This is a genomic window from Azospirillum sp. P4_B5 (genome assembly GCF_056402275.1).
Window position 1 is genome coordinate 44,027 of sequence record NZ_JBFUHT010000023.1, and the last position, 13,461, is coordinate 57,487.

Genomic DNA, 13,461 nt, shown 5'->3' on the forward strand with positions numbered 1-13,461 from the left:
CCGGACCGCCTTGACCGAATTCATCCTCATGGGGCGAGTCGGACGGCAAAGAGTGGGTGCGGTCAAGAGGCCTGAATGGTTAATTCGAATGGCGCGGTCAGGAATCAGGCATGGCCCGGTCCAGCGCTTCCAGCAGGCTGCCCAGCCGGAACTCCACGGTTCGCCGGTCGAGCCGCGGCCAATGATAGACTTGCGTCGCGCTGTCGGCCTGCTTTTGAAACTCCAGCCGCAGCGGGCGGTCCGAGCGGATCAGCGGCATCAGCCGCTCCATCGGGCCGCAGGTCAGGCCGATGCGCCGCGGCTCCTTGATCGCGGCGAAGCGCCTCAGCATCTCCGCCCCGGCGTCGTCGTCGGCGATGGCGCCCTTGGCCACCTGGCTCAGGAAGCGGGTGAATTCCGGCGGCCCGGCTTCCAACGCCGTGTCGGGCTGGCTTGCTTCATCGAGCGCATCGGCAAGCTCGGAAAGCTGCCGCGGCGTGTAGAAGCGCTGCGGCGGGGCGCCGTCCACCGTCAGCGTGACGGGGCGGGCGAGGGCGATGGGCTCGTCGAACATGATGTAGAGAGAGGTGCAGGCCGCGTCGCGCACCGCGCTGATGCTCAGCTCGCCGAGGCCGCCCCGGTTGTCGGGGAAAGGCTGGACGGCGGACACGGTGCAGCGCCGCCCGGCGCCCTCGCCGGCACAGACGGTGTCGGAGACAGTGTTGGAGACAGGGGCCTCCACGGCCAGGGCGGACGTGGCCGTTCCCAGTGCGGCCATCAACAGGAACAGCCCGATCCGGCGCGTCATCGGCAAATGAATCCTCCTCCGGCGCATGGTCTGAACGGGGGACGTTAGCAGGGCCGGGCTTTCGTCCTGGTTAATGGTCCGGTTCGATGGGATGGTGCGAATGCCCGGCAATCCCACTTTGGTGCCGCGTTTTCGCCGGTCCGGACTCTGCTAGGATGTGGGAAAAGAAGGACAAGGGGGAGGGTCGCCATGGACGAGAGCCCGATCCGCGTGCGCCGGTTTCGCGAAATCCTGCTGTGGCCGGTGCAGTTGATGCCGCTGAAGGCGGGTGCGCAGATCCAGAACCATTGGGAATGGCTTGGCGGGCCGGACTGCCCCTGGCAGGAGGTGGCGGACGAGTTCACCCAGGATCCCGCCGAATTCAGCGAGCGCCATTACAGCGAGTTCGTGTCCTTTCTGCCCTATGTGCAGCGTTTCCTCTATGGCGAGGGGGAATCGCGCGACCATCGGCCCGGCTATGGCGGTTCTCCGATCCGCGTCTTCCGGCGGCGCGACGTGGCGGCGCTGACGGTCACCCTGCGGCGGGGGCAGGCGCCGCTGCGCTTCGCCATCGCCCATGTCGATCTGCATTTCTTCCACGACGTCGATGTCGCGATCCTCGTCGTGGAGATGTTCGGCGAGGACCTGCCTCTGGACCGCGTGCAGGACACGCTGTTCCGGCTGGGCCGCACCTATCCACCCGCCTGGGAGTCGGACGGCAGCGCCGCACAATGCCCGCACCGCGTCGAATGGATCGGCGCCGACGGCGCCCTGCTCGCCGTCTCCGACTATGAGCGGAAGGCCGATTACCTGTCCTTCGTGTGCCGCCACCGGGCGCCGCGCATCGCCGCCCACTGGTCGTTTCTTCTGCGCCCCCTGGTCCATCATCATTCGGAGGAGACCGGGCTGCTGCGTTACCGCCAGCTCGAATATCAGCGGATGCCGGCCATGGCTTATCTGTCGCTGGACGAGCCGGAACGGCTGGAGCGGGCGGACTGGGTGCGGCTGGGCTTCGCCACCTCCCCTGGATCGGGACCTGGCGAGGTGATGCCCTTCGCCCCGGCCTTCCTGGAGGGGTTCGAACAGCGCTACTGCTACGACCGCTACTGGGACCCAAGGGCGCCCGGCGCCTGGACGCGCAGCCGCATCCTGTGCTGCGGCCATTCGCTGGTCCTGGTGGGGTCGGAACGCGACGCCTTCTTCACCGATGCGGAAACCGGGCTGCTCGGCCAGTTCCGCCACCAATATTTCCTGCTGGGGCTGGTCGTGCATTTCCACCGGGCGGCGCTGGTGATGCTGTCCGACCGGCTGGTGCTGGCGGTCAGCCAACTCGACATCGGCACCGTGGAGTCGGTGAAGCGGTTCAAGCGGGACATCCGGCAGATGTTCGAGATCTTCCTGCGCTTCACCCACCGCTACTGGTTCCATGAGCTGTCGATCCAGGGGCCGCTGCGCGACCTGTTCCGCCTGTGGGCCGGGCATCTCGGCACCGACCGCCTCTACGCCGAGGTGCGGGACGAGGTTCAGGACATGAGCGACTATTTGGACAGCGACGGACTGCGACGGCAGGCCAACACGGTGCTGCGGCTGACCGTGGTGACGGTGGTCAGCACCATCGGGACGCTGGTCACCGGCTTTCTCGGCATGAACCTGCTCGCCATGGCCGACGATCCGCTGCCGGCGCGCGTTCTGTTCTTCCTGTTCGTCCTGCTGGCGACGGTCGGTCTGATCGCCTTCAGCGTGATGCGCTCCAAGCGTCTGGCCGACTTCCTGGAAGCGCTGTCGGACGAACGGCTGCCGGGGCGGAGCAAGCTGTCGCTGCTGGCGAAGGTGTGGGAGCGCCCGAGTCGCCGCGCCGGACCGCCTTTCTGAGCCGGGGAAGGCCGGTGGACGTGGGCTTTGAAGAAAAGCCGGAAGGGTAGGGCGTCTCTGCCCCGAATGGAGATGGCGGGCGCTAAAGAACAGGCGTGAAGCAGGAACCGCCCGGCCAAGCTCGCGTTCTTGTCAGCGAAAGCTCCACATTTGGGAGGACGCCATGAGCATCGGCACCATTCTGCTCATCATTTTGATTCTCGTTCTAATCGGCGCAGTTCCGGCGTGGCCGCACAGCCGCAGTTGGGGCTATGGTCCCAGCGGTATCCTCGGCGTGCTGCTTCTGATCCTGATCGTGTTGCTGCTGATGGGCCGCATCTGACGGGCAACCCGTCCGGGCAACCCAACGCGCGGGCGCCGTTCCCGTTCCGCCACCGGCCCTGGGGCGTCACGCTCCGGGGCTGCGGCCGGGACGGGAACGGCGCCCGTTGCGCATGACGAACATCAGCCAGCCGATCGGCCCCAGAATCAGCACCATCACCACCCAGCCGGCCCGCGGGCCGAACGGGCAGCGCGTGCCGGGCGGGGGACGCCATGGACCGCCGCGCCGTGACAGCATCACATGGAGGAGGGGCGCGCCGTAGACGGCGAACAGGATCAGCCAGGGTGCGAAGTCTTGTGCCATGGCGGCATGCTACCCCAGAACGGGTGGCCGCTCCCACCACGGAGCGTCGGGCATTGCGTCGTGGGCGCTTGTTCGATGACGTGTCCAAATGGTAATACCGCAACGCAGGAATGGACTTCATGCGTATGAGGCATGATTGCACCGCAGCGTGGCGGGCGATTATCCTCAGCGGTGTCCGATATGCCGAAAGGCGGATATCATGGCGGTTGAGATCGAACGGCGCTTTCTGGTCCGGAGGGACATCCGTCCCCTGTGCCGAAACGGCCTGTCCATCGTCCAGGGTTATCTGCCCTCCGACGACGTTCGTACGGTGCGGGTCCGGGTGGCGGGGCCGGACGCCACGCTGACCGTCAAAGGCCCCCGCCGCGGCCTGTGTCGCGAGGAGGTGGAACATCCGCTTTCCCTCGACCTCGCCCTGGGTCTGCTGCGCCACAGTTGCCGGGGCGGCCTGATCGAGAAGACCCGTTACCTTATCCGCCATCATGGTCTCTGCTGGGAAGTCGACGTGTTCGGTGGCGAGAACGCCGGTCTGGTGATCGCCGAAGTCGAACTGTCCCATGCCGACCAAGTCGTTCCGCTTCCCGACTGGGTGGGTGCGGAAATCACGCACCGGGCGGCCTACAGCAATTCCGCCCTGTCGCGCAGCCCGATCCGCCGCTGGGTCAACGCGGCGTAACCCGTCTCCTGAAAAAAAGCCCCGGTCCGAAGGGGGACCGGGGCCAAGGCTGCGTGGATGACTGTGTGCAGCGCAGCAATCCGCGTGCCAGATTGTGCGGACACTCCGGCGATGCGCCGAAAGGGGAACGCAGCCCGGCGCCGTCCTGTTGCAAAAGGGCCGTCCGGATGGGCGGCGGTCAACGGCGAACGGGAGTCTGGCACGATGACTCAGCACGAGAACCGGTGGAAGGACGAGGCCCGCAATGTGGACGAGGACGACCGCCGCGACGTCCGCGACCGCAACGAATTTGGGCGCGGAGCCTACGGCGCAGGCGGTTATCCCCGGAGTGACTACGAAAGCGGCGGTTCCGGCGGACGCGATCCCGCCCGCCGCTGGGGCAGCGACTGGGGCCATGCCGAGCGCGGATGGCATCGCGACGACCGCACGTGGGATGGCCGTATGCGGGATGACCGGATGCGGGGGGAGCGCCATCGCGACGAGCCCATCGGCATGGCGCGGGAGCGCAACTTTTGGGAGCAGGCCGGTGACGAGGTCGCCTCCTGGTTCGGCAACGACGATGCCGAACGCCGTCGCGAGGAGGACGAGCGGCGCGCCCAGTTCCGCGGCCGCGGCCCACGGGGCTACACCCGGTCGGACGAACGGATCCGCGACGATCTGAACGACCGGCTGACCGAGGACCCCTATCTCGACGCCACCGACATCGCGGTGTCCGTGTCGGGTGGCGAGGTCACGTTGGACGGCACGGTGGACGACCGTATGGCGAAGCGCCGGGCCGAGGACTTGGCCGACGCCACCTCCGGCGTCCGTCACGTTCAGAACAATCTGCGTCTTCGCGAGCTGGGCGGCACCATGGCCTTCTGATATGGCCTTCTGATCGGGTGCCGGCCTCCGAGACGCTGACGAAACGCCCCCGCTCCACCCGGTGCGGGGGCTTTCGCGCATGCGCTCAATGGGCGGTGCTGCTGCCGGCGTCTTCGGCCATGAAGGGGCTGTACTGCTTGTCCACCGACTGGATGTGTTCGATGAACCATTCTTTCAGGAGCAGAATCAGGTCGATGCGCAGCATCATCTCGTTGCTGTCGTCATCGTCCAGAGTCAGCTTGTGGACCTCGTCGATGAAATAGCGGTGCGCGGCCCGGTGGGCGTCGAGGCCGGGATAGCCCTGCCGCTCCATCAGCGCCTCTTCCCGCGCGAAATGCACGGTCGTGTACTCCTGCAAGCCCCCCAGCAGCCCGGATAGGCTGGAGCGGTCCTTCTCCGCGATGCCGGCCTTCAGCAGCCGGTTGAACATGTCGAGCAATTTTCGGTGGTCGTCGTCGAGAACTTCGACGCCGACGCTCATCGATTTATCCCAGGCAACATGTTGCATCGGATCAATCCTTCCAGAGGGCCGGGTCAGCCGAGTATAGGCGGGCGGAAATCTTGTATTGCGATGTTAAAACCGGCAACCGCGGCGGCACAAGCGGCAAAAAACCGCAGGCCGGAGGTTGCGCCGCACCCTGTTGAGCTTGTGGGCCGGCAAAGGATGTGCTTCCCCGCGCGCCGTACAGGCATTATGAAAATGCACGGGATCTGCGGAGTTCGGGACGATGGCGCTGCTGGACGATATTCTGGAAAAGAAGCGGGTTCTGGACGACGCCCGACCGATGCCGTTGACGGTGGTCCGCGATCTGGCCGACCGCTTCGAACGCGGCCTGACCACCGCCTGCCTTCTCGTCGAGGGGGGGGAACTGTCCCCGGACGACATCCGCATGGTGCTGGACCGCGGCGCGGTGCTGCGCAGCCGTCCGGCCGAGCCGCAGCGCCTCGCGCTCAACCACCGCGCCGCGCTCGAACTGATGGCCCGCCTGTCCTTCCAGGGCGGCGGGGTGGTGACGGAGCGCACCATCGCGGCCTTCCATGGCGTGCTCTATCAGGGAATCGACACGAACGCCGGGCGTTACCGGGACGGCGCGCTGAAGGATGACGCCGGGGCCTCCCCCGATCCGGCGAAGGTGCGGGTGTCGATGTCGGCGCTGTCAGGCTGGCTGCGCCGGACGGAAGCGGGGCCGGAGGCCGCCTTCGAGGCCCATCATCGGCTGATGAGCGTCCGTCCCTTCTTCCAGGGCAACGCCGCGACCGCGCTTCTGCTGTGCAACCTGATCCTGAACCGCGCAGGTTTCCCGCCGGTGGTGATCACGGACGAGGATCGCGAGATGTACGCCGCGATGGTGGAACGCGCCTGGTCGCTGGGCGACAAGACGCCGTTCCGCGACCTGATGATGCGCCTGCTCGACCGCAGCCTGAACCTGTGCCTGCGCAGCGCCGCCCGCGCCCTTCGCGATTTCGAGCCGGCCGACGAGGATGAGCACGGCTTCGGCGATGACCGGGATGAAGGCTATGGCCGACTCCCCTGAAGGGGCCGACGGTCAGTCTCGGAGCGGCAGCAGCAGGCGCGACGGGCGGGCGCCGCCGCCGTGGATGAGCAGGGTGATCGGCTGCGCGTCCACCAGCCGGGTTTCGCCCGGCTCCGCCCCGGTCCCCGGGTTGACGGGATAGGCCGGGAAGCAGGACCCGGCGAGGCTGAGGCGCAGCGCGCTTCCGGCGGGCAGGGTCGCGCAGAGCGCGCGCAGGGCCACCGGCATAGGACGCTGCTCGCCGCCCGGTTCGACCCGCGCGTGACCCTGGCTGAGCGGCAGGACGCGCCCGTCGGGCAGCACGGCGGACAGGACGGCGCTGACGTCGAAGGACGAGGCGTCCGCCTCCACCCAGATTTCCAAAGCGGCGAGGCCGGACAGCGTCAGCGGCGCCGTGAGCGGCGCGGTGTCGTAGACCGCCACGTCGGGGCGGGCGTCGACGGCGGCGCGGTCGCGTGGGCCGGCGTCGGGCACGGCGTGACCGCCCACGGTGGGCACCGGATCACGCGGATCGTGGACCAGCACGTCGAGGAACGCTTCGTCCGGGGCATCGTCGCGCAGGGCGCCGCCGCGCCGCGCGGCGAGGCCGGCGCTGGACAGGTGCAGCGGCTGCGTGGCGGGCGGCAGGGCCGGCAGGTCGCGCCAGCGGCGTTCCAGAACGTCGAACAGACGGATCGGCCCGCCGCGCTCCGCGCCGGTCATCTCGCCTTTCAGGAAGCGCTCGAACCAGCCGAGTTGCAGGGCGTCGAAGGATGGCACGTCGGATGGCGCCCGGCCGTCCATGCCGGCATGGGTCGTCACCCCATGGCGGTCCCAGGGGCCGACCAGCAGGCGGACGGTGCCGTCGCTGCCGGCGGACAGGGCCTCGTGCGCCGCCAGCGTGCCGGTCAGGCGCGGGTCGTACCAGCCGCCGATCTGCAGGATGGACACCTCTCCGACCCCGCCGTCGGACAGCGCGTGGCGGGGGGACAGTTCGTCCCAGCTTCCGCCAGGGCCGGGCGTTGTCAGCCAGTCGTCGTAATGGCAGTGGCGCGCGTAGTCCCGCAACACCCGCGGGCGGGAGGGGATCTCGTCGTCCAACGGCAGGCTGCGGATCGCCTCCAGGAGCGCGCGATAGGCCGCGCCATCCTCCAACCGGCGGGCGGACTCCGCCGCGCAGCGCAGCGCCCAGCCCATCGCATCGGCCAGCCGGAAAGCGCCGCCCTCCGTCGCCCAGTCGGTGAACACGTCCCAACCGGCCAGTGCCGGAACCACGGCGCGCAGAGCGGCGGGCCGCTCGGCCAAGGCCAGAAGCTGCGCCATCCCGGCGTAGCCGCTGCCATACATGCCGACTGTGCCGTTGGAGCCGGGCAGGGAGGCCGCCCAGGCCACCGCGTCGGCGCCGTCCTCGCGCTCCGCCTCGAAGGGGCGGAAGCGGCCTTCCGACGTGCCGCGCCCGCGCACGTCCTGCACCACGACGACATAGCCGCGGGCGGCGTACCAGCGCGGGTGCGCGTAATGGCTGGTCATCGCCGTGCGCCGCCCGCAGGCCAGACGCAACAGCAGGACCGGCCAGGGGCCGACCCCGTCGGGGCGGTAGAGGTCGGCGTCCAGCCGCACGCCGTCGCGCGTCCGCATGGAAACGGTTTCGGGAGGCCGGACGGCCAGGAGGGGCGGCTGTTCGAGAATCACCGGGGCCATATGGGTCATGGGGCGCCCTGCCGAGCAACTGTGACCGGCAACTCTAGCAAGCGCTGTGCCATGACCGGTCCAAACCCTCTCCCCCCTGGGGAGAGGGCTGGGTGAGGGGGATTTACGCCCGGTAGGGCGGAGAAATACCCTTGCCTCGCGACGGAGGCCGCCTTCGGCGCCCCCTCATCCTGACCTTCTCCCCAGAGGGGAGAAGGAACTGTATCGCGCAACATCCGCACAAAGGATAGGCAGACGCATTTCCGGAAGGCGCTTTTACGAATCGTAGCTCATCAGCGAGACGCTGGGCACGTCCAGCTTGTCGCGGCCGTTGAGGAAGGTCAGCTCGACCAGGAAGGCGGCGGCGCGGACGTCGGCGCCGACGCGGCGCAGCAGGCTGATCGCCGCGGCCATGGTGCCGCCGGTCGCCAGCAGATCGTCCAGGACGACCAGGCGCTGGCCGGGTTTCACGGCGTCGGCCTGAACCTCGATGGTGTCGGTGCCGTATTCCAGGTCATAGGAATGGGCGACCTTGTCGCCGGGCAGCTTGCCGTGCTTGCGCACCATGATGAAGCCGGTGCCGAGCGCCAGGGCCAGCGGGGCGGCGATCAGGAAGCCGCGGGACTCGATTCCCACCAGCAGTTCCGGCTTGTGCGGGCGCAGCGCTTCGGCGAGTTGGTCCACCGCTTCCTTCCATGCCTCGGCGTGAGCCAGCAGCGGGGAGATGTCGTAGAAGAGGATGCCGGGCTTGGGGAAGTCGGCGATGCCGCGGATGTGGTTCTTCAGGTCGATGGGGTTCGGCATGGTGAAAAGGTTCCTGTGCAACGGCGGCGCCATACTATCGGGGCGGCGGTCCGCGTGCAAACCACCGCTGTGCGGCTGTTTTTCCCCGGCTTGAGGTTGACCATCGGGGGGGCTTGCGGCCAAGTTCCTCTTCACAAGCATGAGCATCGCCACAGGGCGGCACCGGAAGGGAAGGGCAGGACGGGGCATGGCGCGCGAAAGGGCGTGGTTGGAATCGTCGCGCGCCGGCGACGGTGAATGGCGGCTGACGGCTCTCGGCCATTGGGATTTGAAGGCCGCGGGCGGGCTCTCGGGCACGCTCGACCGCTTCGCGCTGGACGGCGGCGGGGCGGTCAGCCTCGACCTGTCGCGGCTGGATGCCATGGACACGGTGGGCGCCTATCTGCTGTCCGCCCTGTCCGACCGGCTGAAGGCGGCGGGCCACGGCGTCGATCTGACCGCCATCCGCCCGGAGCACGCCGCCCTGTTCGACGCGGTGCGCGAGGTCGGACCCCCGCCGGTCGAGCGGGCGCAGACGCACCACCCGATCCTCGACATGCTGGAGCGCACCGGTCGCACCGCCGTGGACGGGCTGCGCGAGGGGCGGGACCTGCTGTCCTTCCTCGGCCTCATCGCGATCACCTTCGGGCGGCTGATCGTCAATCCGCGGCGGCTGCGCTTCCGCTCGGTGATGTTCCACATCGAGCAGACCGGGCTGAACGCCCTGCCGATCCTCGGGCTGCTGTCCTTCCTGATCGGCGTGGTGCTGGCCTTCCAGGGGGCGGACCAGCTCCGCCGCTTCGGGGCGGAGCTGTTCGTGGTCAATCTGCTGGGCGTGTCGATCCTGCGCGAGATCGGCATCCTGATGACCGCCATCATCGTGGCGGGGCGCTCCGGCTCCGCCTTCACCGCGCAGATCGGCACCATGAAGGTGAACCAGGAGGTTGACGCCATCAGCACGCTTGGGCTGGACGTGGTGGAGCTTCTGGTGGTGCCGCGCGCGCTGGCCCTGATGATCACCCTGCCGCTGCTGGCCTTCTACGCCGACATCATGGGGCTGTTCGGCGGTGCCGTGATGAGCTACGCGACGCTGGACATCACCTTCGGGCAGTTCATCCGCCAGCTTCACGGCGCCGTCACGCTGCCGCATTTCCTGGTTGGACTGGTGAAGGCGCCGGTCTTCGCCCTGGTGATCGCCATGGTCGGCTGTTACGAGGGGCTGAAGGTCTCCGGCAGCGCCGAGAGCGTGGGCACGCTGACCACCAAGTCGGTGGTGGAGTCCATCTTCCTGGTGATCGTCCTGGACGCGGTCTTCTCCGTCCTGTTCTCCTTCCTCAGGCTGTGAGGGACCGTGGCGCCGTTTGACGACAAGCAACCGGATGCGCAGGACGCGGTGATCCGCGTGCGCGGGCTGGTCACGCGCTTCGGCCCGCAAGTGGTCCATGACGGGCTCGACCTCGACGTGCGGCGGGGCGAGGTGCTGGGCGTGGTCGGCGGCTCCGGCACCGGCAAGTCGGTCCTGCTCAAGGAGATCCTCGGCCTGATCCGTCCGGCGGACGGCCGGATCGAGCTGCTGGGCCGCGACACCACCGACCTGCCGGAGGCGGAGCGGGTGGCGCTCCAGGCGCGCACCGGCGTGCTGTTCCAGAACGGCGCGCTGTTCAGCTCGATGACCGTGGCGCAGAACGTCATGGTCCCCTTGCGCGAGCACACCGACCTCTCCGCAACGCTGGCGGCGGAGATCGCGCGGGTGAAGATCGCCATGTCCGGTCTGCCCCCCAACGCCGGGGCGAAGTTCCCGTCGGAGCTGTCGGGCGGCATGATCAAGCGCGCCGGGCTGGCCCGCGCGCTGGCGCTCGACCCAGACATCCTGTTCCTGGACGAGCCGACCGCCGGTCTGGACCCCATCGGCGCCGCCGCCTTCGACCAGCTCATCCGCAACCTTCAGCGCAGCCTGGGTCTGACCGTCTTCATGGTCACCCACGATCTGGACAGCCTGACCTCGATCTGCGACCGCATCGCCGTGCTGGTGGACAAGAAGATTCGCGTGGGCACGCTGGAGGAGCATCTCCGCGACCCGCACCCCTGGATTCACGACTATTTCCACGGACCGCGCGGCCGCGCCGCGCGCCATGCAGAAAGCTGACCGGACGCCATGGAAACCCGCACCAGCTACATCCTCGTGGGCAGCTTCGTGTTGGCCTTGCTCGCCGGCCTCTTCGTCTTCACGGTCTGGGTCGCCAAGATCCAGTTGGAGGAGACGCGCCAGCCCTATTACATCTATTTCACCGGCTCGGTGACCGGCCTTCAGGAGGGCAGCCCGGTGCGCTACCGCGGCATTCCCGTGGGCACGGCAACCGACATACGCCTGGACCCCAACGACGTCAGCCGCGTGCGCGTGCGGATCGAGGTGCAGGAAGGCACGCCGATCAAGACCGACTCCATCGCCTCGCTGGAGGTCCAGGGCATCACCGGCGGCGCCTATGTCCAGATTTCCGGCGGCACGGAGATGAGCGAGCTTCTGCGCACGGCGCATGACGGCGGCATCCCGGTCATCCCATCGCGCCCGTCATCGCTGACGGTGTTCGTCGACGCCGCCCCGCAGCTTCTGAACCGCGCGCTCGACCTGACCAACCGGGTGGCGGACCTGCTGACCCCGCAGAACCAGGCGGCCATCGCCGAGATCCTGGCGAACACCCGCGACCTGACCGGCGAGCTGGCCCGCGCCAGCCAGGGGCTGGACAAGACGCTCGCCCAGGCCAACCGGACGCTCCAGGGCTTCGAGACGGTCGGACCGCAGATCGGCGAAACCATGGACCAGGCGCAGCGCACGCTGGCCGCGGTGGAAGGCGGCATGAAGACGGTGACCGGCGATCTGCACACCCTGGCCGGATCGCTGAACAAGACCGCCAACCAATTGAACGCGATGATCGGGGAGAACCGCGGGGCGATCCGCGACTTCACCGGCGGCGGGCTGTATGAACTGACCTTGCTGATCTCGCAATTGCGCGACCTGTCGGGGCAGTTGTCCCGCGTCGTGACGCGGATCGAGAACGACCCGTCGAACTTCCTGTTCGGCGGAACCCGCCAGGGCGTGGAGGTGCGTGGACGATGACGAGCCGTTTGGTGACGAGCCGTTTTAGGAAGGCGATGGGAACGGCGCTGCTGGCGGCCGGCCTGATGAGCGGTTGCGCGGCGCTGAACCCCACCGCGCCCAGCCTCTACACGCTGACGCCGGGAACCGTGGCGGAGTCCGGGCTGCCACCAGTGCGCTGGCAACTGCTGGTGGAGCCTCCGGCGGCCAGCGCCGGGATCGACACGCCACGCATCGCGGTCACCCGCTCCGCCACCGCGCTCGACTACTTCGCCGGGGTGTCCTGGGCCGACCGGGCGCCGAACATGGTGCAGGGGCTGATCGTCCAGTCCTTCGAGGACAGCCGGCGGATCGTCTCGGTCGGGCGGGATTCCGCAGGGCTGCGGTCGGATTTCCTGCTGAAGACGGAACTGCGCGATTTCCAGGCGGAGTTCACCAATCCCAGCGCCGCGGTGCCGGACCGGGTGCGGGTGCGGCTGTCGGCCAAGCTGGTCGCCATGCCCAACCGGACCATCGAGGCGGGCGAGACCTTCGACGCCGTGGTCCCGGTGCGCGGGTCGGATTTCAGCGACGTGATCGCCGCCTTCAACACGGCGCTGGGTCAGGTGGAAGGCGCGCTGGTGGATTGGACGCTGCGGCGGGGCGAGGCGGTGTTCCGCGCGGAGGCCGGCCGTGCCGGTGCGGCGGGCGCCCGTTAAGGAAAGCGCTTGCTATGCGTCCAAAGCCTCATACGTAATAGGGATCCAGGAAGGGCAGGGGCTGACGGGGCAGAGCATCCGATGATGGAGCTTTCGGAGCTTTCGCGCGACGAGTTGCAGGCGATGTCGGAGGCCGCGCGGGAGGTCCGGCTGTGCCAGCGCGTCCTCGCCAAGACCGGCGACACGGTGGTGGGGGAGCTGCTGCGCGGGCACGGCACGCTCTACGAATGGCGCCACTACCCGCCGGGCGACGTCTATGACGCCGAGTATCATGCGCAATATTATTACCACTGCCACCCCGAGGACGAGCGGCCCGATGGGGAGCACGGGCACTTCCACACCTTCCTGCGCCCGCTGGGCATGCCGCCGGGCATGGAGCCGATGCCGCTGCGGGATTACGAGGCGCCGGACAATCCCAACGACGCGCTGTCCCATCTGGTGGGGATCGCCATGGACGTGGCGGGGCAGCCGGTGCGCCTGTTCACGACGAACCGCTGGGTGACGGGGGAGACGTGGTATGGGGCCGACGACGTGATCCGCATGCTCGACAGCTTCACCGTCGATCACGCTCGCCCGTCCTGGCCGGCGAACCGCTGGATCACCGCGATGATTCGGCTGTTCCGGCCGCAAATCATCAATCTGCTGCGCGAGCGCGACCGAACGGTCGCCGCCTGGAGCGACCGCCATCCGGACGGCTGGGTCTACGAGGATCGGGCGTTGGAGGTCACGTCGCAGATCCTGATTTCGATGGAGGAGCAGGTCGCGACGGTGGAACACGCGTTGCGCGGCGCGCGGCGGCGGTCCTCCGCGCTGCCGGAACCGCCGCGCTTCGTCGCGCCTTGATAAAAGACCCTCTCCCGGGACGGGAGAGGGTCTTTTA

At 68.4% G+C, this 13,461-nt stretch carries 15 protein-coding genes; 10 read left to right on the forward strand and 5 right to left on the reverse strand.

Annotated features, from left to right (window positions below; all coding sequences use genetic code 11):
- Positions 1–97: 97 nt before the first annotated feature.
- Complete coding sequence (locus AC1DVI_RS18695; protein ID WP_476959249.1) at positions 98–787, reverse strand: hypothetical protein; 690 nt, start codon at positions 785–787, stop codon at positions 98–100.
- Positions 788–976: 189 nt separating this feature from the next.
- Between AC1DVI_RS18695 and AC1DVI_RS18700 the strand changes: the two genes are divergently transcribed.
- Complete coding sequence (locus AC1DVI_RS18700) at positions 977–2,638, forward strand: CorA family divalent cation transporter (protein ID WP_476959250.1); 1,662 nt, start codon at positions 977–979, stop codon at positions 2,636–2,638.
- A gap of 163 nt (positions 2,639–2,801) precedes the next feature.
- Positions 2,802–2,960 (forward strand): DUF3309 family protein, encoded by a 159-nt coding sequence (locus tag AC1DVI_RS18705; protein ID WP_149167187.1) that lies wholly within the window; start codon positions 2,802–2,804, stop codon positions 2,958–2,960.
- Between the two features lie 66 nt (positions 2,961–3,026).
- Here the strand turns inward: AC1DVI_RS18705 and AC1DVI_RS18710 are convergent, their stop codons facing one another.
- Complete coding sequence (locus AC1DVI_RS18710; RefSeq protein ID WP_149167186.1) at positions 3,027–3,263, reverse strand: hypothetical protein; 237 nt, start codon at positions 3,261–3,263, stop codon at positions 3,027–3,029.
- A 199-nt stretch (positions 3,264–3,462) separates the two neighbouring features.
- Between AC1DVI_RS18710 and AC1DVI_RS18715 the strand changes: the two genes are divergently transcribed.
- Together AC1DVI_RS18715 and AC1DVI_RS18720 are read left to right on the forward strand one after the other, a co-directional pair.
- Positions 3,463–3,939: a CYTH domain-containing protein gene (locus tag AC1DVI_RS18715; RefSeq protein WP_476959251.1), complete on the forward strand. Its 477-nt coding sequence runs from the start codon at positions 3,463–3,465 to the stop codon at positions 3,937–3,939.
- Positions 3,940–4,143: 204 nt separating this feature from the next.
- Positions 4,144–4,803, forward strand: coding sequence for a BON domain-containing protein (locus AC1DVI_RS18720; protein ID WP_476959252.1), 660 nt, complete (start codon positions 4,144–4,146; stop codon positions 4,801–4,803).
- An 85-nt stretch (positions 4,804–4,888) separates the two neighbouring features.
- Here the strand turns inward: AC1DVI_RS18720 and AC1DVI_RS18725 are convergent, their stop codons facing one another.
- A complete protein-coding gene (locus AC1DVI_RS18725; RefSeq protein WP_149167183.1) occupies positions 4,889–5,311 on the reverse strand; it encodes a bacteriohemerythrin in 423 nt (140 codons plus the stop codon).
- A 220-nt stretch (positions 5,312–5,531) separates the two neighbouring features.
- Here AC1DVI_RS18725 and AC1DVI_RS18730 point away from each other — a divergent pair, with 220 nt between their 5' ends.
- Entirely contained in the window at positions 5,532–6,338 is an 807-nt protein-coding gene (locus AC1DVI_RS18730; RefSeq protein WP_476959253.1) for a Fic family protein, read from the forward strand.
- 12 nt (positions 6,339–6,350) lie between these two features.
- Here AC1DVI_RS18730 and AC1DVI_RS18735 read toward each other — a convergent pair whose 3' ends face one another.
- On the reverse strand, positions 6,351–8,027 hold the full coding sequence (locus AC1DVI_RS18735; protein WP_476959254.1) for a CocE/NonD family hydrolase: 1,677 nt from the start codon (positions 8,025–8,027) through the stop codon (positions 6,351–6,353).
- A gap of 255 nt (positions 8,028–8,282) precedes the next feature.
- Positions 8,283–8,798: an adenine phosphoribosyltransferase gene (locus tag AC1DVI_RS18740; protein ID WP_476959277.1), complete on the reverse strand. Its 516-nt coding sequence runs from the start codon at positions 8,796–8,798 to the stop codon at positions 8,283–8,285.
- A 199-nt stretch (positions 8,799–8,997) separates the two neighbouring features.
- On the opposite strand from AC1DVI_RS18740, the gene AC1DVI_RS18745 reads away from it, so the two are divergent.
- From AC1DVI_RS18745 to AC1DVI_RS18765, 5 genes are all read left to right on the forward strand, one after another.
- Positions 8,998–10,134 carry an MlaE family lipid ABC transporter permease subunit gene (locus AC1DVI_RS18745; RefSeq protein ID WP_476959255.1) on the forward strand — a complete coding sequence of 379 codons (1,137 nt, stop codon included), beginning with the start codon at positions 8,998–9,000 and terminating at the stop codon, positions 10,132–10,134.
- Positions 10,135–10,140: 6 nt separating this feature from the next.
- On the forward strand, positions 10,141–10,935 hold the full coding sequence (locus AC1DVI_RS18750) for an ABC transporter ATP-binding protein (RefSeq protein ID WP_476959256.1): 795 nt from the start codon (positions 10,141–10,143) through the stop codon (positions 10,933–10,935).
- Between the two features lie 9 nt (positions 10,936–10,944).
- Positions 10,945–11,904 carry an MlaD family protein gene (locus AC1DVI_RS18755; RefSeq protein ID WP_476959257.1) on the forward strand — a complete coding sequence of 320 codons (960 nt, stop codon included), beginning with the start codon at positions 10,945–10,947 and terminating at the stop codon, positions 11,902–11,904.
- Positions 11,901–12,581 carry an ABC-type transport auxiliary lipoprotein family protein gene (locus tag AC1DVI_RS18760; RefSeq protein WP_476959258.1) on the forward strand — a complete coding sequence of 227 codons (681 nt, stop codon included), beginning with the start codon at positions 11,901–11,903 and terminating at the stop codon, positions 12,579–12,581. The genes AC1DVI_RS18755 and AC1DVI_RS18760 overlap by 4 nt, the downstream gene beginning before the upstream one ends.
- Positions 12,582–12,662: 81 nt before the next feature.
- On the forward strand, positions 12,663–13,424 hold the full coding sequence (locus tag AC1DVI_RS18765) for a DUF6969 family protein (RefSeq protein ID WP_476959259.1): 762 nt from the start codon (positions 12,663–12,665) through the stop codon (positions 13,422–13,424).
- Positions 13,425–13,461 lie beyond the last annotated feature (37 nt).